Annotated in this window: 18 protein-coding genes and 1 pseudogene; 2 read left to right on the top strand and 17 right to left on the bottom strand. The window is 54.2% G+C overall.

The window, feature by feature from the left end; all coding sequences use genetic code 11:
• Window positions 1-59: 59 nt before the first annotated feature.
• Window positions 60-1,526: an IMP dehydrogenase gene (gene guaB, locus NMD08_RS07235; protein WP_187253548.1), complete on the bottom strand. Its 1,467-nt coding sequence runs from the start codon at window positions 1,524-1,526 to the stop codon at window positions 60-62.
• 160 nt (window positions 1,527-1,686) lie between these two features.
• Here guaB and xseA point away from each other — a divergent pair, with 160 nt between their 5' ends.
• Window positions 1,687-3,060, top strand: a complete 1,374-nt coding sequence (gene xseA, locus NMD08_RS07230; protein WP_151217649.1) for an exodeoxyribonuclease VII large subunit — start codon at window positions 1,687-1,689, stop codon at window positions 3,058-3,060.
• Here the strand turns inward: xseA and NMD08_RS07225 are convergent.
• From NMD08_RS07225 to NMD08_RS07165, 13 genes and pseudogenes are all read right to left on the bottom strand, one after another.
• On the bottom strand, window positions 3,057-3,272 hold the full coding sequence (locus NMD08_RS07225) for a zinc ribbon domain-containing protein (protein ID WP_151217650.1): 216 nt from the start codon (window positions 3,270-3,272) through the stop codon (window positions 3,057-3,059). The genes xseA and NMD08_RS07225 overlap by 4 nt on opposite strands.
• A gap of 190 nt (window positions 3,273-3,462) precedes the next feature.
• Window positions 3,463-3,753 (bottom strand): annotated as a pseudogene (locus tag NMD08_RS07220) (oxidoreductase); the annotation flags it as partial.
• A 63-nt stretch (window positions 3,754-3,816) separates the two neighbouring features.
• On the bottom strand, window positions 3,817-5,358 hold the full coding sequence (locus NMD08_RS07215; RefSeq protein ID WP_151217651.1) for a peptide MFS transporter: 1,542 nt from the start codon (window positions 5,356-5,358) through the stop codon (window positions 3,817-3,819).
• A 300-nt stretch (window positions 5,359-5,658) separates the two neighbouring features.
• Window positions 5,659-7,131 carry a ribosome biogenesis GTPase Der gene (gene der, locus NMD08_RS07210; protein WP_079939511.1) on the bottom strand — a complete coding sequence of 491 codons (1,473 nt, stop codon included), beginning with the start codon at window positions 7,129-7,131 and terminating at the stop codon, window positions 5,659-5,661.
• A gap of 115 nt (window positions 7,132-7,246) precedes the next feature.
• Window positions 7,247-8,425: an outer membrane protein assembly factor BamB gene (bamB, locus tag NMD08_RS07205; protein WP_151217652.1), complete on the bottom strand. Its 1,179-nt coding sequence runs from the start codon at window positions 8,423-8,425 to the stop codon at window positions 7,247-7,249.
• A 10-nt stretch (window positions 8,426-8,435) separates the two neighbouring features.
• Window positions 8,436-9,056, bottom strand: a complete 621-nt coding sequence (locus NMD08_RS07200) for a YfgM family protein (RefSeq protein WP_151217653.1) — start codon at window positions 9,054-9,056, stop codon at window positions 8,436-8,438.
• Window positions 9,057-9,069: 13 nt separating this feature from the next.
• Window positions 9,070-10,344: a histidine--tRNA ligase gene (hisS, locus tag NMD08_RS07195; RefSeq protein ID WP_151224082.1), complete on the bottom strand. Its 1,275-nt coding sequence runs from the start codon at window positions 10,342-10,344 to the stop codon at window positions 9,070-9,072.
• Window positions 10,345-10,454: 110 nt separating this feature from the next.
• Entirely contained in the window at window positions 10,455-11,573 is a 1,119-nt protein-coding gene (gene ispG / locus NMD08_RS07190; RefSeq protein WP_016154000.1) for a flavodoxin-dependent (E)-4-hydroxy-3-methylbut-2-enyl-diphosphate synthase, read from the bottom strand.
• Window positions 11,574-11,599: 26 nt separating this feature from the next.
• Window positions 11,600-12,601 carry a cytoskeleton protein RodZ gene (rodZ, locus tag NMD08_RS07185; RefSeq protein WP_370619870.1) on the bottom strand — a complete coding sequence of 334 codons (1,002 nt, stop codon included), beginning with the start codon at window positions 12,599-12,601 and terminating at the stop codon, window positions 11,600-11,602.
• Between the two features lie 285 nt (window positions 12,602-12,886).
• Window positions 12,887-14,053: a bifunctional tRNA (adenosine(37)-C2)-methyltransferase TrmG/ribosomal RNA large subunit methyltransferase RlmN gene (locus NMD08_RS07180; RefSeq protein ID WP_003037713.1), complete on the bottom strand. Its 1,167-nt coding sequence runs from the start codon at window positions 14,051-14,053 to the stop codon at window positions 12,887-12,889.
• Between the two features lie 290 nt (window positions 14,054-14,343).
• Window positions 14,344-14,775 (bottom strand): nucleoside-diphosphate kinase, encoded by a 432-nt coding sequence (ndk, locus tag NMD08_RS07175; RefSeq protein WP_003037710.1) that lies wholly within the window; start codon window positions 14,773-14,775, stop codon window positions 14,344-14,346.
• Window positions 14,776-14,912: 137 nt separating this feature from the next.
• Window positions 14,913-17,225, bottom strand: a complete 2,313-nt coding sequence (gene pbpC / locus NMD08_RS07170; protein WP_370619868.1) for a peptidoglycan glycosyltransferase PbpC — start codon at window positions 17,223-17,225, stop codon at window positions 14,913-14,915.
• Complete coding sequence (locus NMD08_RS07165; RefSeq protein ID WP_278238404.1) at window positions 17,226-22,157, bottom strand: alpha-2-macroglobulin; 4,932 nt, start codon at window positions 22,155-22,157, stop codon at window positions 17,226-17,228.
• A gap of 206 nt (window positions 22,158-22,363) precedes the next feature.
• Here NMD08_RS07165 and sseA point away from each other — a divergent pair, with 206 nt between their 5' ends.
• Window positions 22,364-23,209 (top strand): 3-mercaptopyruvate sulfurtransferase, encoded by an 846-nt coding sequence (gene sseA, locus NMD08_RS07160; protein ID WP_187258602.1) that lies wholly within the window; start codon window positions 22,364-22,366, stop codon window positions 23,207-23,209.
• 43 nt (window positions 23,210-23,252) lie between these two features.
• On the opposite strand, the gene sseB is transcribed toward sseA, so the two are convergent.
• The 3 genes from sseB to iscX all read right to left on the bottom strand — a co-directional run bounded on the left by sseB (window position 23,253) and on the right by iscX (window position 25,645).
• Window positions 23,253-24,029 carry an enhanced serine sensitivity protein SseB gene (gene sseB / locus NMD08_RS07155; RefSeq protein WP_151217657.1) on the bottom strand — a complete coding sequence of 259 codons (777 nt, stop codon included), beginning with the start codon at window positions 24,027-24,029 and terminating at the stop codon, window positions 23,253-23,255.
• Between the two features lie 70 nt (window positions 24,030-24,099).
• A complete protein-coding gene (gene pepB / locus NMD08_RS07150) occupies window positions 24,100-25,383 on the bottom strand; it encodes an aminopeptidase PepB (protein WP_151217658.1) in 1,284 nt (427 codons plus the stop codon).
• A gap of 61 nt (window positions 25,384-25,444) precedes the next feature.
• Window positions 25,445-25,645, bottom strand: coding sequence for a Fe-S cluster assembly protein IscX (iscX, locus tag NMD08_RS07145; RefSeq protein WP_003037694.1), 201 nt, complete (start codon window positions 25,643-25,645; stop codon window positions 25,445-25,447).
• Window positions 25,646-25,649 lie beyond the last annotated feature (4 nt).

Raw genomic sequence — 25,649 nt, 5'->3', positions numbered from 1 at the left:
GCTAATTCCGAGGCAAGTGAAACAAATTCGCCCGGCATATAGCCGGGCGCGGAAACTTATCAGGAGCCCATGCGGTAGTTAGGGGACTCTTTGGTGATGGTCACATCGTGAACGTGACTTTCCTGAATACCCGCACCGCTGATGCGTACAAACTCTGCTTGAGTGCGCAGCGCGTCGATAGTACCACAGCCGGTCAGGCCCATACAGGAGCGCAGGCCACCCATCTGCTGGTGGATGATCTCTTTCAGGCGGCCTTTATACGCTACACGGCCTTCGATACCTTCCGGGACCAGTTTGTCAGCAGCGTTATCGCTCTGGAAGTAACGGTCGGAGGAGCCTTTGGACATCGCGCCCAGAGAGCCCATACCGCGGTATGATTTGTAAGAACGGCCCTGGTACAGTTCGATTTCGCCCGGGGATTCTTCGGTACCCGCCAGCATGGAACCAACCATCACTGCAGCAGCACCGGCAGCGATTGCTTTCGCGATGTCGCCGGAGAAGCGAATACCGCCATCGGCGATAACCGGAATACCGGTGCCTTCCAGCGCTTCAACGGCGTCAGAAACAGCGGTGATCTGCGGTACACCTACGCCGGTCACGATACGAGTCGTACAGATGGAGCCAGGGCCGATACCGACTTTAACCGCGCTGCAGCCGGCTTCCGCCAGTGCGCGAGCGCCTGCGCCCGTTGCAACGTTACCGCCGATGATCTGCAGATCCGGATATTTAGCGCGAGTTTCACGAATACGCTGCAATACACCTTCAGAGTGACCGTGAGAGGAGTCAATCAGCAGTACGTCAACGCCCGCGGCAACCAGCGCGTCAACACGCTCTTCGTTACCAGCACCCGCGCCGACAGCAGCGCCAACGCGCAGACGACCATGCTCGTCTTTACAGGCGTTAGGTTTACGTTCTGCTTTCTGGAAATCTTTAACCGTGATCATGCCGAGCAGGTGGAAGCTGTCATCAACAACCAACGCTTTTTCAACGCGTTTTTCGTGCATTTTGGCAAAAACAACATCACGCGCTTCACCTTCGCGAACGGTCACCAGACGCTCTTTCGGGGTCATGTAAACGCTCACTGGCTGGCTGAGATCGGTCACAAAACGTACGTCGCGACCGGTGATGATGCCGACCAGTTCGTTATCTTCCGTCACAACCGGGTAGCCTGCAAAACCGTTACGCTCGGTCAGTTCTTTCACTTCGCGCAGCGTGGTGGTTGGCAGTACGGTCTGTGGGTCAGTTACCACGCCAGATTCGTGTTTCTTCACGCGGCGAACTTCTTCCGCCTGGCGCTCGATGGACATGTTTTTGTGGATAAAACCGATGCCGCCTTCCTGGGCCAGAGCAATTGCCAGGCGCGCTTCCGTCACGGTGTCCATTGCTGCGGAGAGCATAGGAATGTTCAGGCGAATGGTTTTCGTCAACTGGGTGCTGAGGTCAGCAGTATTCGGCAGAACGGTAGAATGAGCGGGAACGAGGAGGACGTCGTCAAACGTCAGGGCTTCTTTTGCGATACGTAGCATGGGCAATATCTCACCTGGGAGGTTATTAAATATTGCCGCGGCATTATACAGAGCGTAACCGATTGCATCCACACTTTTTTGCAAAAAAACCTTGCGCTCCTCTGTGGGCATGTTACTTTCGACTGAATAACCTGCTGATTTAGAATTTGATCCCGCTCACATGTTATCCTCTCAGACCACCTCAATTTTTACCGTAAGCCGCCTGAATCAGACGGTTCGCTTGCTGCTTGAGCAGGAAATGGGGCAAGTATGGATCAGCGGTGAAATATCCAATTTCACTCAGCCGTCCTCGGGTCACTGGTATTTCACGCTCAAAGATGACACCGCTCAGGTTCGCTGCGCGATGTTTCGCAACAGTAACCGCAGGGTAACGTTCCGCCCACAGCACGGGCAACAGGTACTGGTACGCGCCAACATTACATTGTATGAGCCGCGTGGGGACTACCAGATAATCGTCGAGAGCATGCAGCCAGCTGGCGAAGGCTTGTTGCAGCAAAAATATGAGCAACTGAAGGCCAAACTGCAGGCTGAAGGGCTGTTCGATCAGCAATTCAAAAAAACACTGCCCTCACCGGCCCACTGCGTCGGGGTTATCACCTCTAAAACCGGGGCTGCACTGCACGATATTCTTCACGTCCTGAAGCGTCGCGACCCTTCCCTGCCCGTTATTATCTACCCGACCGCAGTCCAGGGCGATGATGCGCCAGGACAAATTGTACGCGCCATTGAGCTGGCGAATGCCCGCAACGAATGCGACGTATTAATCGTCGGACGCGGCGGCGGCTCGCTGGAAGATTTATGGAGCTTTAACGACGAACGTGTAGCGCGAGCGATCTTTGCCAGCAACATTCCAGTAGTCAGCGCCGTCGGCCACGAAACTGACGTCACTATTGCCGATTTTGTCGGCGATCTGCGAGCGCCCACGCCATCAGCCGCGGCGGAGATTGTCAGCCGCAACCAACTTGAACTGCTGCGTCAAATTCAGCATGGTCAGCAGCGTCTGGAGATGGCGATGGACTACTATCTCGCCAACCGAACTCGTCGATTTACCCAGCTTTTTCACCGCCTGCAACAACAGCATCCGCAGTTGCGTCTGGCCCGCCAGCAGACCGTGCTGGAACGACTGCGTCAGAGAATGAACTTCGCACTTGAGAATAAGATCAAACAGGCAAATCAGCGTCAACAGCGCATACTACAGCGTCTGAATCAGCAAAACCCGCAGCCGCGTATCCACCGCACGCAAACACGTATTCAACAACTGGAATATCGACTGGCGGAAAATATTCGCTCGCGCGTTAGCGTGCAGCGAGAACGTTTTGGCAATGCGGTCACGCATCTGGAAGCCGTCAGCCCGCTGGCCACGTTGGCACGTGGTTATAGCGTCACTACCGCGACAGACGGCAAAGTGCTGAAGCAAACCAAACAGGTGAAGGCCGGTGATGTGCTCACCACCCGACTGTCTGATGGTTGGGTAGAGAGCGAAGTGAAAGGCGTAACGGTGGCAAAGAAAACGCGTAAGAAAAAGCCGGATTAAACCGGCACAAACTCCACGCGTTTCTTCGAAATCAGCCCATGGCCATTCTGACAGAAATAATCCACCGCGCCGCAGGCTTTTAACACTTGCAGTGGCAAATGGCATTCCGGACAACGCGCTTCCAGCTGAATATCTTTGTGACACTGCTCGCAGTGCGCCACACCGTTTTGTGGCTCCGGCTCAGCATGACAATCCGGGCATGTAATCGACATATCGTGTCCTTGTACAGAAAATGTATTCTTGTTTTTATTTTAACACCATGCGCGTAATGTGGCCCACGTAACTGCTGTTGTAACGTTAGCAGGCACTCCACTTCTTACGCACCGCATCGGTCATGGCTGATGATGTTCCCGTCGCGAAGATAAATCCGCAGACCTTTTGTCCGCCATCAGGTCCCGCATATTTGTTGAGCCAGATCGCCAGTGAATTTTCAACCACGGTACATGCGATGGGAAAGGCCTGGACTTGTTCAAACACCTCAAGATGGTGCAGGGAAAAGGTCGTGATAAACAAGATATCAAAAGGCTGAGTAAGCAGTTCTTCGAAGGATGTGCAACGCGTCACGCCTGCAGGCTGTTTAGTGGAGCGAACATCAAAACCCGCTCAGCGTAGTGAATCACTAAAGAGGTTATGTAATGCAGGCAAGTATGCCGTTTCAACGACTGCGCCAAGGCCAACAAACCCAAACAGCATGTTCTTACCTCGAAAATTAAATGGCCGGGACACAACGTCTGCCCCGGCACAAACGAGGTGGTATCAGGCGCTGGTCACCGGTTTAGTTTGCGTATTTTCCAGCATGCGACGAATCGGAACAATGAGGACGATCAGTACTGCAGCGCAGATCAGCAGCGCAATCGAACAGCGCGCGAAGAGATCCGGCAGCATATCCAGTTGGTCAGCCTTCACATGACCACCAATCAGACCCGCGGCCAGGTTACCCAGCGCACTGGCGCAGAACCACAGACCCATCATCTGCCCACGCATTCTTTCCGGTGCCAACAGCGTCATGGTTGCCAGACCAATCGGACTCAGACACAGTTCGCCAAGCGTAAGCATCAGAATACTGCCCACCAGCCAGAATGGTGAAACGCCTGCCCCGCCGTTGCTCAGCACGTTTTGCGCCGCCAGCATCATCAGACCAAAACCTGCCGCTGCACACAGAATACCGATAACAAATTTGGTGATGCTGCTCGGACGAATGTTCATGCTCGCCAGCTTCGGCCACGCCCAGCTAAACACAGGTGCCAGCAGAATGATAAACAGCGCGTTGATTGACTGGAACCAAACCGCCGGGATTTCAAAATCACCGATCATACGATTAGTGTAGTCATTGGCGAACAGGTTAAACGAGGTTGGTTTTTGCTCAAACGCCGACCAGAAGAACGCGGCGGAGACCAGCAGGATAAAACAAACCAGCAGTCTGGCGCGCTCTTTACGATTCAGACCAGCAAAGATAAACAGGTAGATGAAGTAGAGAGCAACGGATGCGGCGATCACGTACACCAGCATGCTGGCAACCGCGACCGGGTTTATCACAATCACGCCCTGCGCAATCAGCGTAACGATAACCACCACGCCGACGGCCAGCGCCAGCAGCCACGCGCCCACGCCGTTACGTTTCACAACAGGACTATTCCAGGTGGAATCCAGACCGACTTCGCTATCGTAGCGCTTCATCGACGGAACGGCAAAAACACGGAAAATAATCAGCGCGACCAGCATCCCGATGCCACCAATACCAAAACCCCAGTGCCAGCCGTGGGTTTTAATCAGCCAGCCGGAGATCAGCGGCGCGATGAACGACCCCATGTTGATGCCCATGTAGAACAGCGAGAAACCGCCGTCGCGGCGCGCATCGCCTTTTTTATACAGCGTGCCTACCATGACCGAAATACAGGTCTTAAACAGACCGGAGCCGAGCACGATAAACATCAGGCCGATAAAAAACAGGTTGTTCCCCATGATGGCCGAGAGCGCAATCGACAGATGGCCGAGCGCAATCAGAATGGAACCGTACCACACTGCTTTTTGCTGACCGAGCCAGTTATCCGCCAACCAGCCGCCCGGCAGCGCGGCGAGGTACATCGTACCGGCAAAGATACCCACGATCGCCGAGGCGTTTTCACGCGCCAGCCCCATGCCGCCGTCATAAACGGTAGCCGCCATAAACAGGATCAGTAACGGGCGAATGCCATAAAACGAGAAACGCTCCCACATCTCTGTGAAGAACAGCGAGCCGAGCGGATAAGGATGGCCGAAGAAAGTTCGGCTTTCTTTTTGATTAACAGAGGATTGCATAATTCTCCCGAAAGTTATGTCGTCGTGCGTGTAGACACCTCGATGTACGCCAGTCAGTTACGTATCTGACCGATTTTTTACATGCGGCGAAAATTTATTTAACCATTTGATAACCTAAGACTAGTTTTGTCTAGTACCAGACCCCGGACTTTAAGATGAAAACTCGACAAATGTCTACTTTCTTAGATTTAAACTTGGTAAAAAACGAATAGTAATTGACATCGCACGGGTTGAGGCTGGCGATGAATTAACGAAAAAAACCCGCGACAAGCGCGGGTTTTTATCAGCATCAAGCAACGATCACTTGCTTTTTTTAATATGCTTAATCAAACGCTTACGTTTACGCATCTGAGTGGGAGTCAACGTATTGCGTTTGTTAGCAAACGGGTTTTCTCCTTCTTTAAACTGAATGCGGATCGGCGTCCCCATCACGTTCAAAGATTTACGGAAATAGTTCATCAGATAGCGCTTGTACGAATCCGGCAGGTCTTTAACCTGATTGCCGTGGATCACCACGATTGGCGGGTTATAACCACCGGCGTGAGCATATTTCAGCTTAACGCGACGACCACGCACCAGCGGCGGCTGATGATCTTCTACCGCCATGGTCATGATGCGAGTCAGCATCGCGGTGCTAACGCGGCGGGTGGAGCTGTCGTACGCTTCACGGACCGATTCAAACAGATTACCGACACCGCTGCCGTGCAGCGCAGAGATAAAGTGTACGCGCGCAAAATCAATAAAGCCCAGACGGAAGTCCAGCGTCTCTTTGACCTGCTCTTTCACTTCCTGTGTCAGGCCATCCCACTTATTGACTACGATAACGAGTGAGCGTCCACTATTGAGGATAAAGCCCAGCAGCGACAGGTCCTGATCGGAAATACCTTCGCGCGCGTCAATCACCAGCATCACCACGTTGGCGTCTTCAATCGCCTGCAGCGTTTTGATAACTGAAAATTTTTCTACCGCTTCGGTAATTTTGCCGCGCTTGCGCACGCCTGCGGTATCGATGAGCACATATTCGCGTTCATCACGCTGCATTGGGATATAAATACTGTCACGCGTGGTCCCCGGCATGTCGTAAACCACCACACGATCTTCGCCGAGAATACGGTTAGTAAGCGTGGACTTACCTACGTTCGGACGACCAACAATCGCCAGTTTGATCGGCAGATCCTGCGGGTTGAAATCGTCTTCAGGCTCTTCTTCGCCGTTTTCTTTGGCTTCCAGTTGCGCCCAATATTCCGCGTCTTCGTCCACTTCTTCCTGCGGAGCAACGTCATCCATCCACGGCAGCAGAACATGTTCCAGCAGGCTAAGAACGCCACGACCATGAGACGCCGCGATCGGATAAATTTCGCCCAACCCCAGTGAGTAAAAATCAACAACCGCCTGGTCAGGATCGAGTCCGTCAGTTTTGTTGGCGACCAGGAACGTCGGTTTCTGGCGCGAACGCAGATGCTTCGCAATAGCTTCATCTGCAGGCATCAGGCCAGCACGCGCATCCACCATGAACAGCACAACGTCCGCTTCTTCAATAGCCAACAGCGACTGTTCCGCCATACGGGTTTCAACACCGTCTTCGGTGCCATCAATACCGCCGGTATCAATACAGATAAACTCGCGGCCTTCAATTTCCGCACGACCGTACTTACGGTCACGAGTCAGACCCGGGAAATCCGCAACCAGCGCATCTCGGGTGCGAGTTAGACGGTTAAATAACGTGGATTTACCAACGTTAGGGCGCCCGACAAGCGCGACCACAGGTACCATGTTTAAAGCCTCATTTAAAAAATCATCAGACAACGGGCGCATTTTGCGCCTTGTTAAAAACAGTAAAACGGCCCCTGCACCAGGAGCCGTTTTTCAAAGCGAGCGGCCGGGACGATTAACGCGTAATAGAGTACAGCGTACCGTCTTTCGCCTGGATCAGCAGTTTACCATCAGCAGAGACCGGCTCAGTCAGGAAACCAGAGCTGTCAACTTTCTGCTGGGCAACAAAACGGCCATCGTCAACGTTGATCCAGTGCAGGTAGCCTTCGCTATCACCCACAACCAGATTGCCGTTATACAATACCGGGGACGTCAGCAGACGGTGCAGCAGATCGCTTTGCGTCCACAGCGTCACGCCGCCGTCGGTGGTCAGCGCCAGTACGCGGTCGTTCTGGTCAACCAGGTAGATACGGTTACCGTCGACGATAAAATCATTCACCGAGCCCAGTTCACGTTTCCACATGATCTGACCGCTACGCAGATCCAGCGCCGTCAGGTTACCATTATAAGCCAGCGCGTAAACAACGCCATTGACGATAACCGGTGTGGTATCAACGTCGCTCAGACGATCGATTTCCGTTGGACCTGTCGCCTGCGAAATGCGTTGCTGCCAAATCATCTGGCCCTGCTGCATCAGCACGGCGCTTACGCGACCATTATCGCCACCGACAATGGCAGCGCCAAAAGCGGTCGCTGGCGCAGATTCTCCGCGCAGTGACAGAGAAGGCATATCGAGGTTAACGGTCCATTTGATGGCGCCGTCAGCTTCGTTCAAGGCTTGCAGTTGGCCGTTACTGGTGTGGATCAACACCATGCCATCGCTAACAACCGGACGAGACAGCGCTTCCCCGGCAACTTTCGTCTGCCATGCGGTGGTACCGTCGCTGGTGTTCAGCGCATAAACCTGCGCTTTCTCACTGCCGATATAAACATGCCCGCCGGATACGGTGACACCGCCAGAAAGCTGTGCTGATGCACGGGAGAACCAGCCGTCTTTCTCACCCAGATTAACAGACCAGACTTCTTTACCGTCGTCAGCATTCAACGCTTTCACGACACCGGCGCGTGAAGCTGCATAGACAACATTATCCGCCAGCGCAGGATGAAGATTGGAATAGAAATCACCAATACCGTTGCCTACAGAGGTGCTCCATGCAGTGGACGGAGTAAACTGGTTTTCAACCACCGGTAATGGGGACATCTTAACGACATCTTCTTCGCCACTAAACAGTGAACAGCCGCTCAATAGGGTAACAGAAAGCAGCCCTGGCAGAAGTAATTTACGCAATTGCATCGGGTCCCTCTCAGATGGACAAATTATTGATTTTCATCTGCATCATTTCGCTCAGAGCAGGAGAGGCATCGCTTTTCACGCCCGCTTCCCATGCGCTACGCGCGCCTTGTTTGTCGCCTTTGCTCAGCAACGCTTCACCGCGCAGATCGGCAACAATGGCCGCCCACCCTTCACCCTTAATGGTGTCGAGCGTTTTCAGCGCGGTATCAGCCTGTTTAAGCTGAACCTGAACACGAGCCAGACGCAGGTTAATCACCGCTTTGAGATTTTCATCGCTGGTCGCAGCTAAGCCTTGTTGCAATTGGCTTGCAGCTTTCTCTAGTTCATTTTGGTCAACAAACTGTTGCGCCAGTTCCAGTGAAGCTAACGCGCCGTAAGTATTTTTGTTCTCTGCGGCAAATTTCTCTGCAGCAGGAATGCTATCCGGTTTACCCGCGCTAACCGCAGTCACCGTATTTTGATAAGCCAGAGAAGCAGAGCGTGCGGACTCTGTCTGATGGCTGGTCCAGTAACGCCAGCCAACCAGCGCGCCAACCCCTAAAATGATCCCAACAGCCAGCGCTTTGCCATTTTCAGCAAAGAAGCGTTTTACCGCATCAACCTGGTCGTTTTCGTTCTCGTAAATTTCCACGCTGTCCTTCTCCTTAGCCCAATAGAGTGCGCAAATGCGCGGCAACGCTATCCTGCGCTACTGCCGTTTGCTCACCAGAGCGCAAATCCTTCACTACAACAGTACCGTCAGCCACTTCGGACTCGCCCAGTACTAGTGCAACGCGGGCGCCCCACTTATCGGCGCGGGCAAACTGTTTCTTAAAGTTGCCGCCGCCGTGGTTTGTCATCAGTTTCACACCAGGAACTTCATCGCGCAGACGTTCTGCAAGTCGCATTGCCGCTGACTGCGTGTCTGCCCCTGAAGCGACCAGGTATATATCGACAACAGGATCTGCGTTAAATTCCGGATTAACTGCCTGAACTAACAAAACAAGTCGTTCAAGGCCCATAGCAAAGCCTACCGCCGGCGTTGCGCGGCCGCCAAGTTGCTCTACCAGACCGTCATAACGACCACCTGCACACACGGTACCTTGTGAGCCCAGGCTGGTGGTGACCCACTCAAATACGGTACGGTTGTAGTAATCAAGACCACGAACCAGACGCTGATTGACGGTGTAGGCAATACCTGCGGATTCCAGCAGTTTGCACAAGCCTGCAAAATGCTCGCGCGAGTCGTCATCCAGATAGTCTCCCAGCGCAGGCGCATCGTTGAGCAGTGCCTGTACTTCCGGGTTTTTGGAGTCGAGCACGCGCAACGGGTTGGTGTACATGCGGCGCTTACAGTCTTCGTCCAGTTTATCTTTATACTGTTCCAGATAAGCGACCAGCGCATCACGGTAGTTCGCACGTGCTTCAAGCGAACCAATGGAGTTCAGTTCAAGTCTCACATGCTGGGAAATACCCAGCGCACGCCACCAGCGGGCGGTCAGCAGAATGAGTTCAGCATCGATGTCCGGGCCTTGCAGGCCAAAAACTTCGCAACCCAACTGATGGAATTGACGATAGCGCCCTTTTTGCGGACGTTCGTGGCGGAACATCGGCCCGATATACCACAGACGCTGTTCCTGATTGTACAGGAGACCATGTTCGATGCCGGCGCGTACGCAGCCCGCAGTCCCTTCAGGACGCAACGTCAGGCTGTCGCCATTACGGTCCTCAAAGGTATACATCTCTTTTTCAACCACGTCGGTGACTTCACCAATCGCGCGTTTGAATAACGGGGTCTGCTCTACAATCGGCAAGCGGATTTCACTGTAACCATAGCTGCCGAGCACGTTTTTGAGAGTGCCTTCAATGCGCTGCCAGATGGCGGTTTCGCCAGGCAGATAATCGTTCATGCCGCGAATGGCTTGAATGTTTTTTGCCACGTTTATTCTCTTTATGAATATAAAAATGAACCCTCAGCGCTAACCCGAACAATGCGGGCGCCATGCGGGTTCAATCATACACGGGAAGCACGCCGCTTCCCATCACGTTGTTATTTTTCAAGCTGCTGCACGTCGATACGACGCGCTTCGTCCAGAATACTTGCTTTAGCACGAATGCGGGCTTCAAGCTGCGTAATCATGTCGTCGTTATCGAGTCTGTCCTTACGCACTCCGTCTTCATACAGACCGCTTTTCTTGTTACCGCCCGTCACGCCCAGCGTAGAAACCAGCGCTTCACCAGGGCCGTTTACCACGCAACCGATGATCGAAACATCCATTGGCGTAATGATATCTTCCAGGCGTTGCTCCAGCGCGTTCACCGTGCCGATAACGTCAAACTCCTGACGCGAGCAGGTTGGGCAAGCGATAAAGTTGATCCCGCGCGCACGAATGCGCAGCGATTTCAGGATGTCGAAGCCAACTTTGATCTCTTCCACCGGATCGGCAGCCAAAGAAACGCGCAGCGTATCGCCGATCCCTTCAGACAGCAGCAACCCTAAACCGATCGCGGATTTTACCGCCCCGCTGCGTGCACCACCGGCTTCGGTGATCCCCAGATGCAACGGCTGATCAATCTGTTTCGCCAGTAAGCGATAAGACTCTACGGCGAGGAAAACGTCAGACGCTTTAACGCTGACTTTGAATTGATCGAAGTTCAGGCGATCGAGGTGATCCACATGGCGCATAGCAGATTCCAGCAGCGCTTGCGGCGTCGGTTCTCCGTATTTTTCCTGCAGATCTTTTTCCAGCGAACCGGCATTAACGCCGATGCGGATCGGAATATTTTTATCACGAGCGCAGTCAACCACCATGCGAATGCGCTCTTCGTTGCCGATATTGCCTGGGTTAATACGCAGGCAATCAACGCCGTATTCCGCCACCTTCAGCGCGATACGATAGTCGAAGTGAATATCGGCAACCAGCGGGACGTTAACCTGCTGTTTGATAAGCTTGAACGCCTCTGCTGCATCCATTGTCGGTACAGAGACACGAACAATGTCTGCGCCTACGCGTTCCAGCGCTTTAATCTGATTAACCGTTGCTTCCACATCTGTGGTACGCGTATTGGTCATCGACTGTACGGCGATGGGAGCGCCATCGCCGATCGGCACGTTCCCAACGTAAATTCGTGTCGATTTTCTACGTTGAATTGGAGCCTGGTTATGCATTAAAAAATCTCCCGCATTGCCGTCTGTTACTGAGCCGGTGATTGTTCGGCATTAACGGTCAGACGCGCAACCTGGTTAGTTCTGATAAAACGACTCAGGTCGACAGGTTTACCCTGGAACTGAATCTGCACTGCCGCCGGAGCGCCAATTTTCAGTTTGTACGGCGCCTGACCGGTCAGATTCAGATTGCCATCTTTACGTTGCATCCCGCTGAACAGTTTCTTACCGGTCGCATCGGTGACTTCCAGCCAGCAGTCGGCGGTAAAGTTCATTACCAGCGCGTTAGGATCGCCAGCCGGTGTTGTAACGCCCGCCGGGTCAGTCGGCAACGGTGCTGCGGCGGCCGGAGCGGTTGGCGCTGTGGTTGCGGTATCAACGTTAGCCTGAGAAGGTGCTACAACGGCGTTCTGTTGCGCATCAGCAGCCGGAGCCTGAGTCGCTGCGGCATCTTGTTGCGCTGGCGCCGCATCCGTTACCGCGCCATTTTCAGCTACCGACGTGGTATCCTTGCTTGCCGCAGCGCTGGTATCTAACGGTACATTCTGCGCACCCTCTTTACCGGCATTCAACTCAGCGGAGGATTGATCGGCCATGGTGGTGATCTCTTCCTGCTGCGCTTTATGGTTCTGCCACCACCAGGCACCTGTCAGTCCGACAACGACAAACAGTACCAGCCAGGTAAAGGTCATTAACCAGCCGTCGCGTTTCTTACGACGCTTACCGAGCGAAAAGCTCTGCATCGGCGCGACTTTAGCAGGACGAATCGGAGCCTGTTTTTCCAGCCCTGGCAACAGTTCTTCTTCAGGAATATGCACCAGACGCGCATAAGAACGGATATACCCGCGCAGGAATGTTGAAGCGAGATCGGCTGGCGCCTTATCTTCTTCAATATCGCGTACCGTGGAGACCTTCAGGCAAAGTCGCTCCGCGACTGCCTGCTGGCTGAATCCGAGTTGTTCACGGGCATTGCGCAGACGAACGCCGGTGGAGAGTGCTTCATTTTTGTCGTGCGTGGCTTCAGTATTCATTCGCTACAGCTGCGTAATATTTGGGTTCTGATGCCGGCGAGCCACAATGCTCACCCACACCGCGAAACATCTGGTCAGTTAACCTTCGTCAGACAGTATAAAACCGTCAGACCATCAATAACAAAACAGCGTAAACCTGAGGGTTAAACGCTTGTTGCGCCGTTACATACTGCCTTAAAGTCGACAAAAACGCACCGTTATTATTGACCTGACGACAACAACAAAGAACCTCATCTGGCTTACGTTGCACTACGGTACATGAATTATACCGTAGTGCACTCAACATCAAACGGTCTTGATGTCGATAGCGTCGCCCTGCATACGCTTACGCAGAGTACGCTTGGTACGGTCGATAACGTCGCCCGCCAGCTGACCGCAGGCTGCATCAATGTCATCGCCACGTGTTTTACGCACGATGGTGGTGAAACCATAGCTCATCAACACTTTGGAGAAACGATCGATGCGGCTGTTAGAGCTACGACCATACGGCGCGCCCGGGAACGGGTTCCACGGGATCAGGTTGATCTTACACGGCGTATCTTTCAGCAGTTCGGCCAACTGATGCGCGTGTTCAGTGCCATCATTGATGTGATCCAACATCACATATTCAATGGTTACACGACCCTGGTTAGCGTTGGATTTCTCCAGATAACGACGGACGGCGCCAAGGAACGTTTCGATATTGTACTTTTTGTTGATAGGCACAATTTCGTCACGAATTTCATCGTTCGGCGCATGCAGAGAAATCGCCAGCGCGACGTCGATCATATCGCCCAGCTTATCCAGCGCAGGCACAACGCCCGAGGTGGAGAGCGTAACGCGACGCTTGGACAGCCCGAAACCAAAGTCGTCCAGCATGATTTCCATCGCTGGCACCACGTTGGTCAGGTTGAGCAGAGGCTCGCCCATCCCCATCATCACCACGTTGGTGATAGGACGCACGCCCGTTGCTTTCACCGCGCCGACGATTTTCGCCGCACGCCAGACCTGACCAATGATTTCCGACACCCGCAGGTTACGGTTAAAGCCCTGTTGCGCTGTAGAGCAGAATTTACACTCTAATGCACAACCGACCTGTGAAGAAACACACAGGGTAGCGCGATCGTCTTCCGGGATATACACGGTTTCTACGCGTTGATCGCCAACCGCAATGGCCCATTTGATCGTACCGTCAGAGGAACGCTGCTCTTCCACCACTTCCGGGGCGCGAATTTCAGCCACTTCTTTCAGCTTGTTACGCAGCACTTTATTGATGTCAGTCATGTCATCAAAGTTGTCGCTGCAATAGTGATACATCCACTTCATGACCTGATCGGCACGAAACGGTTTTTCGCCCATTTCTTTGAAGAATTCGCGCATTTGCTGACGGTTCAGATCCAGCAGGTTAATTTTTCCATTTTTATTTGGAACCGCAGGAATGACGACTTCAGAGGTGTTAACTAATTCAGACATAATTTTTTCCGGCCTCGTTGTTACACGTTGTGGCCCGTGGAGGGTTAAAAAGAAACGCCCCGGCAAGCGATCTGCTCTTCCGGGGCGTTGCATTGTACAAAGTCTGGCGCAGGGATGCCACGTTTGCACGAAGCATTAGCGAAAATAATATGTAAATCGCTAATTCATCTCCAAAGGATTTCGCGTCGCAGGAAGGCGGCAAGTTCGAGCATCCCCGGGAGCATAGAAAACTATGTGACCGGAGTAAACGAACGCAGCCAACGCATCTGCGACGTGAAAGAGGCGGGAGATTAGCGAGTACGAGGGCAAACCTCGCCTTCCCCAAAGAAATAGGCGATTTCGCGCGCCGCTGACTCAACGGAATCGGAACCGTGGGTACCGTTCTCAGTAAAGCTGTCAGCGTAATCTGCGCGCAGAGTGCCTGCCAGCGCATTTGCCGGGTTGGTTGCGCCCAGCAGATCGCGGTGGCGCTGTACGGCATTTTCGCTTTCCAGAACAGAAACAACGATCGGACCAGAGGTCATGAACTCAACCAGACCGTCAAAAAACGGCTTGCCATCATGCTCGGCGTAGAAGCCGCGCGCCTGCTCAACGGTCAGGTGCAGCATTTTAGTACCGACAATTTTGAACCCTGCAGCTTCAAAGCGCGCAAAGATGCTCCCAATAACGTTTTTTGCCACCGCGTTTGGTTTGATGATGGAAAAAGTACGTTCAATAGCCATGATTACCTCTGAAAAAGATGTTTTGTTGTGGTTTACCTGGCGCGGATTATAAAGAGCATCCTGGCAATTGACTATTGACGAAGATAACATTTCTTTAAAATAAGATGAATTTTAGCAACAAACAGTAACCAATTGGTCTACTGCAATGAAAATCTCACCGTCGCCACCTGTCCGGCATCATCCATCACCAGCAATTGATAATCCCCTTTGTTCGCCAACCGTAGCGTCAGGCGACGTCCTCGTTCATCCAGCCGTTCACCGTTAAGAAACCACCAACGTTCGCCTGTCCCGCCGCTGGTTTGTACCGGCAATGAGGCCTGCGCAGAACCGGGTAAACGCCTTACAATCGCGCCATCGCGAACGCCTGTCAACTGCAGCGGCAGTGAAACATCCTGTCCCAGTGGCGGACACGTGGCTGAGACCGGCGGTAGCCTTGCCCCACGTCGCTCTGACTCCGGTAACCACGGCTCCAGTGGCAAAGGCCAGACGATTAGCGTTTGCTCGTGCGCCTGCGGGCAATCCGCCGCCACACGTTGACCTTCATCGTCCAGCCAGACAGGGAAACGAATGCCACTCACTCCTTCCTGTTCGGGCAATAACAACGTTGGCGGCTGGCTATCGTCCAGTAGCCAGGTAGACAGACGGCGTCGGCAGTTGCTGTCACCGGGGGCAAGAGATTGCCCGCCCGGCCAGCACACCACACCGCGACTCACGGATTCAGGGCGTGGATCTTCCGGCTGATTTGTCCCGCGAGAGAGCAAAAGATTGTTGACCTGATTGAGCAACGGCACGGCACTGGCGAAACCAAACTGACCCACTACCGGCGTACCGTCGGGCCTGCCGGTCCAGATTCCAATCACATAACGGGCGTTAACGCCAATCGCCCATGCGTCGCGATAGCCATAGCTGGTGCCCGTTTTCCACGCCAGAGGGACCACCCGGCTCAGCGCGTTATCCGGCAACGGCTGCGCTTCATCGGCCATAATGCGGCGAATAATCCACGCCGCGCCCGCCGACATCAGCGGACGCTCCAGCAGCGGATCATCTGGCTGTAGGCGCAGTTTTCCCGCTTTCCCCTGTCGGGCAAAGGCGCTGTAAGCCGCTGCCATATCCTCAAGCTTTGCTCCCGCACCGCCCAAAATCAGCGACAGATTCGGTGCGGCCCCGGCGGGTAGATACAGCGATAAGCCAACGTTACGTAAGGATGCGGCAAAACGCTTCGGGCCATAGGCTTCGAGTACCTGCACAGCGGGTAAATTCAGCGAACGCACCAACGCTTCACTCATACTCACCGGGCCATGAAAACCACTGTCAAAATTTCCTGGTCGATAATCCCCGGTTCGACGTGGTACATCCTGCAATAACGAAGCGGGATGGATGAGTCCGTCATCCAGCGCCAGACCATAAACAAACGGCTTTAGCACCGAGCCCGGCGAACGGATCGCATTCACCATATCCACATGACCAAAACGGGAGTCGTCATTCATATCTACCGACCCCACCCAGCCACGCACGCTCATATCGGTGTGATCGACCACGATCATCGCCAGCGAACTGCGCGCAGGTAAGCGTCCTTTCCAGTTTTGCGCCAGTTCTTCCAGTTGGCGCTGTAATCCGGCATCAAGGGTAGTCACGATTTTATCGCTTCGGCTTTTTCCCAGCATCATGCGCGAGAATAACGGCGCTAACTGCGGCATTTGTCTGGGCGCCAGCCAAACTGGTTCTTCGCGTGATTCCTGCACCTGCCTGACTGACCAAATGCCCTGCGTTGCCATGCGTTCCAGCACTTTATTGCGCGCCACTTCAGCACGGTCCGGCCAACGATCCGGTCGTAGGCGGCTAGGTGCCTGCGGCAGGACGGCCAGCAGCGCGGCATCGGAATAACTCAATTGTGCAGGCGATTTCCCCAGATAGGCCCAGCTTGCCGCACCCACGCCCTGTAGCGTACCGCCAAACGGCGCACGGTTGAGATACAGCGTCAGGATGTCGCGCTTGGAGAGATGCCATTCCAGTTGCAATGCGCGCCAGAGTTGGCGGAACTTGCCGCCGAAGGTGCGGGGATGGGGATCGAGCAATCGTGCAACCTGCATGGTGAGCGTGCTGCCGCCAGAAATCACACGCCCTGAGGAGAGGTCCTGCCATGCCGCGCGCAGCACTGAAAAAGGATTAACGCCAGGATGTTTCCAGAACCAGCGGTCTTCGTAGTTGATTAACGCCTCGAGATACCGGGGTGACACTTCATCAATTGTCACCGGATAACGCCAGATGCCGTCTGCATCGGCGAAGCGCCAGAGCGGCGTACCATCATAGGCCACCACGACACGCGCCGGATCGACTTCGTGAAGCGGCAGCGGCCAGATTTTATCTGCTGCCCAAACCGCCACCACAAACAATAGCGTAGCGGCTACCAGCCAGTGCCAGCAGCCGCGCTTACCCAACACGCGCATCATTTACGGTCTGACAATCAAAAGTCCCTCTGTCGCACCGGTCGCGCGCCACTGCGGAACATACATTGATTCCACCTGCGGGACAGGAACCTGGTAGGTCCCCGGCGTTACCGCCCTCGCCAGATACACCAGCGTAACCGGTTGTCCTTCGTTAACCGCCACCGCGGCGACAAAGCGATCATCACGGAACTCAACATGCTGGATATCCGCCTGCTGCATCTGATTGAGCAGATTCGCCACTTCGCTGCCGCTATCCTGCAGGCTGGCGCTGCCGTTGGCCAGATTCTGGTTTTCAAGTTCCAGGCCCGCAGGCAGTAAGTCGACCACCAGCGCATCCGGTACGTTCTGACTGGCTTTCACCTCCAGCCAGACCAGCACCAGCTCGCCGCTGCGCAGAGAATCCAGCGATTTGCTGTTCCCGTCGAGTCCCAGGATCTGACGCTCAATGTGCAGCACATTACTGGCAGGCGTCGGCGAGGTTTGCGGGTAACCACTCACATCCAAACGCAGCCACAGCGGCAGGCTACCTGTATTGGTCACGCTCAGCGTAGACAGCGCGTCGGCATCCAGATTACGCGTCTGTGATTTCTCTGCGGCTAACGGTTGTTCAGAGAATGACGTTTGCGCCTGCCATGAGCCAGGCAAGTCCTGCAACGTATGTGCGGCAAGGAACAGCGCATTATTTTCCTGAGTAGAGAGCCAACGCTGCCCAAAGGCCTGTTCTGACAAGGTGTTCAGCAACGTATTCTGCACCTCTGGTTTAAGTTTGTTTTCTTCCAGCAATGCCAGCATCAGTGCGTTGTCGCGAAGTTGACTGCCGTAATCCGCCATCCACTGATGCGCATCGCGGCGTGGTGTATTCAACGCCAGCGTCAGCGCCTGTTCACTGCGGTTAGCATCGCCCATGTTTTTCAGCGCAATCCCCAATTGTAACAACGGTAAACCCGAAGCCGCCTGCGTACGACGCTCCCAGATTTCACGCAGCGCACCTAGCGGGGCTTTCTGCTGACGAGCCAGTACCAGCGCGGAGTAGGCCTGGACGGCAAACCGGCTCGCTGAAGCGTCGTCAGTATAACGAATCGACATCATGCCCGGATCCTGCAAGTAGCGCAGCAATCGTTCATTGCCCCGGTTAATGACCTCTGTCGGAACGCTATAGCCTTGTTCATTCGCCCGAACGAGAAAATCCATCACATACGCGGTCAACCAGTACTCTTCCGACCCGTTCTTATCCCACAGTGCGAAACCGCCGTTATCACGTTGCATTTGCAGTAAACGAGAGATACCAATCTCTATTGCCGCGCGGCGTTTTTCATCGCTGTCGCCCGCGATACCTAATGCCTTCATCTGCGCGGCGTTGGTGTATAAAGACGGGAATAACCCGCTCGCCGTTTGCTCGAGGCAACCGTAAGGATAAGCTTTCAGTTCACGGATGTAGCGCGCCAGATTCAACGGCGGTTTACCGCTGAACAGCAGTTGTCCCTGCATCGTCGCTGGAGAGAAGCTCATCAGTTCTTCGCCCGGAAGCTGCCAGGTTGCACCCGGCTGAAGTGCGACACCGTTGTTGATGGTTTGCGCCGGGAACGCCGGACGCACGCCAATCTTCCACTGCTTATGCTGAACAGGCAGCGTTTCGCCCGGTAACGTCAGACCGCTAATCTGCGCCTGAATTTCGCCATCGCCAAAACCCTCTCGTGCACGTACCGGAACAAACAATGTTGTCCGTACGCCCGGTGCCAGATTTACCGGCGCGGGATCTTGCCCCATCAGCTCCAGTAAACCGCTGGCCACGAGCTTAATGTCCAGCGTTTGTGGTTTGTCAGTCAGGTTGGTCACGTCCATCGTCAGGCGCGACGTATCCCCCCCTGCCAGAAAGCGCGGCATGTTCAGTTCAGCAATCACCGGCGCGGCGACAATCACTTTGCTTTCACTGCTGCCAAAATCATCCGCCGTCCAGCCTTGCGCCATAACCCGCAACTCGCCGTTGAAATCACCAATCGGTAATGTCACCGTACCTTCGCCCTGGTCGTTAAGCATGACTGGCAATGCCTGTTGCGCCACAATATTAACGTGATTGACTGGAGGTTTGCCGCCGCGTTTTAACTCATCGCCATCACCACCAAAGCGCAGCGCCGCCAAACGCCCTTGCCCTTCTATCACCTGGCCGTAAATATCATAAATATCCGCGCCATAGCGTTTTTGCCCGAAAAACGCCTGCCACGGATCCGGCGTGGCGTAATCGGTAATGTTCAATACCCCGCTGTCAACGGCAGAGACCAGTACGTTAACCTGTTTAGGCACGTCGCCATTTTTAACGCTGGCTTTAATCTTGACGGTCAACGGCTGATTTGGCCGTATTTTCGCCGGGCTTTCCAGCGCCAGCCCCAAACGACGGTTTTCATCACCTAACGGTAAATGCAGAAGGCCGACAGCCCTTTTGGGCGTTGCCGAGCGAGACTTATCGCCCGGACGAACCACCAGTGCGCTGAGATACAAATCGTGGCGGTTCCAGGTTTTATCGACCGGAATGGAGATATCAAGCCCCTCTGCCGGCACGTTTATCTCTTGCCACCATAGCGGGCCTTCGCTGGACTCCACCATCGCATAACCTTTGCCGGCGGCGGGTGCGGCAATGTGCAGCTTCATGGTATCACCGGGACGATAACTGGGTTTATCCAGTTTCAGGGTCACACGATCAGGACGCACTGACCCGCTGCCGTCGCTGTTATCCTGCCAGCTATAACCGGCCCAGAAGCGCACGCTGCTCACCGCATCATTCGGAGCTTTCACTTCCAGACGGTAAGCACCCCACTCAACCGGGAAGCTGACTTTACCGGTTTCATCGGCCTTAAGATCCAGGGTCTGCTCCCCCTCAATCAGATCTTTTTGATCGAACTGTGATTGCCACCCCTCGCCTTCAGACCAGTTCCAGTAATAATCACGACGTTCACGGATCAAGCGCACCTGCAAACCGGATACCGCTTTTTTCTCGCCTTGTGCGTTGGCATACACAATATCAAACGCGGCATTGCTGCCCTCATCAACGATGGGCTGATTCACGGTGGTATCGGTGCGGTAGTCATAAACGGCTTTCGCTGCAAACTGCGGACGAATACCCGGCAGCGTATCCGCAGGCCAGATGGCCTGTTCAACCCGACGCGTCACCGGGCGACCACCTGACTCCAGCAGGCTGGCTTGCAGAATGACCTGTAACGGGGAATGCGTCTCCTGCCACTGGCTGTTAGTGATTACTTCGCCGCGTCCGTGGTCATCCAGCGTGAGCTGAACTTCATCGAGGCTACGGGAAAGGTTTTCTTCAGCGATATTCCCAAACTGGAACCCCGGCAATGCCTGCACCGCATCCCGCAATGGTCGCAGATAAAGCTGTCCTTGCAGAGCATTGCCGTTGGCGGGCGCGCCATACAGGTAATAGCCCACCGCAGAGAACTTCACTTCATCAGTTGGCGCCACCGGCATCTTACTGGCGGTGAGGTTAAGCGCCATCCGCTCCGGCATAAAATCTTCGACATGGAAATCCCACATCCGTGACTGGTTGTCACCAGTATTGGCACGAATATGCCACATGCCGGTTGGTGCGCTGCTGTCCAGCGGCCAGCTAAAGCGGTACAAGCCGTTTTCCGGTTGGCTAACTACCGAGCGTAAAACCTGTCCGTCGGGTTTCACGACTTCCAGCTTCACCGGCTGGTCGGGTAACGTTTTGCCGTCGCTGTCACGCAGTAATCCGTTGAGGATCACCGTTTCGCCGGGGCGATAGAGGTCACGAGGACCAAACATAAAGAACTGTTTGCTGTATCCCGGCGCGCCAGCGATATCAAACTCAGCCAGATCTAACGCCGGGAGCTTCAGGTCCAGCAGCGTGGTTTGTCCGTCTTTGCGAGCCAGCAATAAGGCAGCGTCTTTATCATTCTCCAGCTTTACATGTCCTTGCGCATCGCTGGTCGCCTGCGCCAGCGTCTGCCCTTTTTCGTTGAGTAACGTGACCTCAATACCCTGCTGCGCAGCGCCATTTTCCAGACTCTGCGTAAAGACATCCAGTTGAGTGTGGTAACGGTGCACAGACACGCCAATATCACTGAGCGTAAACAGCGTAGCGGCATTGCTGTAGTTGTATTTTCCAGCCTGATTCATAACCGCAATGTAAACTCCCGCCTGCTGCAGCGGTTTGATATCGCTAAGCGGTAGCAGCAGTTTCTCGCGGGTGTTACGCGCAGGATTAAGGTCAAAGCGCCCGGTATAAACCAATTCAGCCATCTTCAGCAGATTGTCAGACTCCCAGTTAGACAGCGAGTTGCGGTATTCCCACTGGCTGACAAACGCACCGAGCGACTCAGGCTTAACGCGAAAGAAGTTCACATCCACGCTATTAACGTTAAGGGCCATCACCGGCAGCCCTTCAATCACTTTGCCTGGCAGCAGCGAGCCACGACTGGCGAAGCCTACGCTTGGCTGGACATCGCGGGTGGTAATGTTTTTTTCATAGTCGATAGCGAACGTTGCTTTATTCAGCGCCAGCAACTCACGCTCGATGCTCACCACCAGTTCGCGATTAGGTTCGAGATGGCGTAAGCGTAGCTCTTTCAAATTTGGCGCCAGTTCCCAGGCTCCATCCACTTTGCCGCTTTTTTTATCAACCACGTGTAGTACGCGAGAAAAATCTTGTTCAGGATCGAGAGGAATAGAAAAAGTCAGCACCAGCGTCGCCGCACCATCCAACTGGACTTCTGAGGCATCCAGCAGCGTCAGCGGCTTGCCCTGGCTTTGCTGCATCAGCTTATGTAATTGCGCCGGATCTTTTGCCAACGTGGTCTGTGGGGCGGGCGTATCATTTTTTGCCGCCATCGACGGCTTATCGTTATTATCGCACCCCGCCAACGCCAACATCAGCAGACAGGCCACTACGTGTAATTGTTTCATTTTTCATCCCTGGCCTGAGTGGCCCGTTAGCTACGTAGAACAACTATTATGCGTCAGATTTCAGGCGGTGGAAGTCAGTAATGAGATGTTGTTGTCTGAATTTTCGTGATTAATGTGGGTCCACCTGACAAATCAGCCTCTTTTACTTGTCGCTTTACGGTAAACAGCCGACAATTTGCCGAAACCTGGTAAAAATGGAGATGCCTATGACCACCGCCTTCTTTGTCGCTGCCGACTGGCTTGTCGAACACATTGACGATCCGGAAATACAAATTATTGATGCCCGGATGGCTCCTCCAGGACAGGAAGAACGCGATGTTGGCGAGGAGTATCGCGCCGGCCATATCCCTGGCGCGGTCTTTTTTGATATCGAAGCGCTCTCCGACCATACTTCTGCGTTGCCGCATATGCTGCCACGTCCGGAGGCTTTCGCCGTAGCCATGCGCGAGCTGGGTGTACATCAGGATAAACACCTGGTCATCTACGATGATGGCAATCTGTTTTCTGCCCCGCGAGCCTGGTGGATGCTGCGCACGTTTGGCGTCGAAAATGTCTCCATTTTAGCAGGCGGTTTTGCGAGCTGGCAGCGTGATGCGTTACCGTTGCAGAAAGGGAACGTTGATTTGCCCGAAGGCGAGTTTGACGCTGCGTTTACGCCAGAGGCCGTAGTGCGGGTGACCGATGTCCTGCTGGCCAGCCATGAAAAAACCGCACAGATTGTCGATGCTCGCCCGGCAGCGCGTTTTAACGCCGAAGTTGATGAGCCGCGACCAGGCCTCAAGCGTGGTCATGTGCCCGGAGCGCTTAACGTACCGTGGACCGAACTGGTTCGTGACGGCGAACTGAAAACCACCGAAGAGCTGGATGCTATCTTCTTTAGCCACGGCGTGAGCTTTGACCGCCCAATTATCGCCAGCTGTGGCTCAGGCGTAACGGCTGCCGTGGTGGTGCTGGCACTTGCCACGCTGGGTGTGTCCAACGTCGCGTTGTATGACGGCGCATGGAGCGAGTGGGGTGCTCGCAACGATTTACCGGTAGAACCGGTATTATAAAGCTGGAAATGCCGGATAGCGCTTCGCTTATCCGGCTTACAATTTAGATAATCCGATTCTGTTTAAAGTCGCGCAGGAAACCGCCCCAGCGGCGTTCGTAGAACGGTGCGATGTGCTCAGTGATAAAGTGGCTCACGCCCTTCTCACCTTTGACCACCTGGCAGATATCAATCGGTTCATCACCTGGCAACGTATCAGTCGCCACGCTGCCCGCGACATGAATGATCTCTTCAATATCACCGTCGGCTTCAATGCCAATCAACAGGTTGGGTTGGGCATCCGGACTTTCTTTGATTGAGCAGAGAAATGCCCGTTTTACCGGTTTAATGGTTTTAAACAGCGTGGTCAGCGAGTCAATCATCTGCGCCGGAGGTTCAGCGACTTCAGAGAGGATCAGCGATTCACCGCCTTCCAGTACTTCCTGGGTACTGAGCGGATTCCCTTCATCTCCCATCAGCAGGCTTATTTCACGCGGCATAAATTCTTTGCCGGTCGGCAGTTTCGCGTTGAGAAACAGCGTTTCGCCAAGCGTCATTTCAAACAACGTGCGCACTGGCATGACAACAAATGCCTGCTCCTCTTCAACCGCCTGCTGCAAGGCTTCCAGAGAGGTGAAGAACGGGATCACGGTCGTGCCATCTTCTTTTTCCCAGTGCTGAAGGTCGAGCGCACTATCTTCAACCACCGTCTCACCTTCTGCGGCAGTACCTGGCACCCAGACGGTAGACTCCAGTAAAGTACGGAAAAATGCCGGACGATGCGCAGGCTCTGTCGCCGCTTGCTCCAGCAGGATTTCTAATTCGTTTTTCGTTTCGGACATAAGGATCACAAATTGGGTAAATACATGTAGGCCGGATAAGCGTAGCGCCATCCGGCCATACAATCATGAATTATGCGGTCAACAGATTCGCGATAGTACGCACACCTAAACCGGTTGCGCCCGCAGCCCACTGCTCAACCGGCGCTTTGCGATAGGTTGCAGAGCAGTCGATGTGCAGCCAGCCCTGCTGATAGTTTTCCACGAAATGGGACAGGAAGCCCGCCGCAGTGCTTGCACCCGCCGGATAAGCCGCGCTGCCGGTATTATTCAGCTCGGCAAAGTTAGACGGCAACTGGCTACGGTGGAACTCTGCCAACGGCAGACGCCAGAACGGCTCGTTTTCTTGCGCCGCACTTGCCAGCAGACGGGCAGCCAGTTCATCATCAAAGCTAAACAGCGCGTGGTAATCGTTGCCCAGTGCCGTTTTTGCCGCACCGGTCAGCGTGGCAGCATCAATGATCAATTCTGGTTTTTGCGCGCTGGCGTCGATCAGGCCATCGGCCAGCACCAGACGCCCTTCAGCATCAGTATTCATCACTTCAACTTTTTTACCGTTGCGATAGTGAATAATATCGCCGAGCTTAAAGGCGTTACCGCTGATCAGGTTATCCGCGCAGCACAGATACAGCTTCACGCGCTTGTTCAGACCACGGGTGATGGCGAACGCCAGCGCGCCGGTCACCGTTGCCGCGCCGCCCATATCAGACTTCATCGAGTCCATAAAAGCGCTTTGCTTGATGCTGTATCCGCCGGAGTCAAAGGTAATTCCCTTGCCAACCAGACAGGCATAAACCGGAGCTTCTTTATCGCCAGTTGGATTGTAATCCAGTGCCAGCAGCACCGGAGGACGTTCGGAGCCACGACCTACGGTATGCAATCCCATGTAGTTCTGCTCGCGCAGATCTTCGCCTTTAGTGATCCGATAAGAGACGTTATCGCAGGCAACAGAACACAGCAGGTCTACTGCGCGTTGCGCCAGCTGTTCCGGGCCCAGCTCTTCTGCCGGGGCGTTAATGGTATCGCGCACCCAGTCAATAATCTTCAGACGGTTATCCAGCTCTTTGCGCTGTGTCTCGTCCAGAGCAGCCCACTCAACGTTGCGGGTGCCTTTTGGTCCTTTGTAGCCCTGCCAGAACGCCCAGCTACGTTCGGTATCCCAGCCTTCACCTTCCAGTTGGACATGTTTAATACCCAGGCCGTCAATTTTACGGGCAGCGCGCTGGATAAGGCCGAGGTCATCTTTTCCGTTCAGGTGCAGGGTAATGCCGTCATTATTAATGCTGTATGTCGCCTTTTCACCCCAGCGGGCGTCGGCGGGTTGCGTGGAAAGCGTAATTTTCATGGCTTCTGTCATTTTATTTATCCTTATTTTCGCGCATACAGGAAAACGGGCCACCCGTGGGCAGCCCGTTGACTTATTCGGCTTCGTCCAGCCAGACCAGCAAAATGGCCTCAAGGATTTTTTCGTTCGATGCCTGTGGATCATCATCGAACTCTTCCAGGTCACAGATCCACTGGTGCAGATCGGTGAAACGAACGGTCTTAGGGTCGAGATCGGGGAACGCGTCGTACAGCGCCTCGCCAATTTCACGGCTATCGGTCCACTTCAGTCCCATACTA

The sequence above is a fragment of the Citrobacter meridianamericanus genome (genome assembly GCF_041320245.1).
GTDB lineage: Bacteria > Pseudomonadota > Gammaproteobacteria > Enterobacterales > Enterobacteriaceae > Citrobacter > Citrobacter meridianamericanus.
This window is presented reverse-complemented; position numbering and strand designations above follow the sequence as displayed.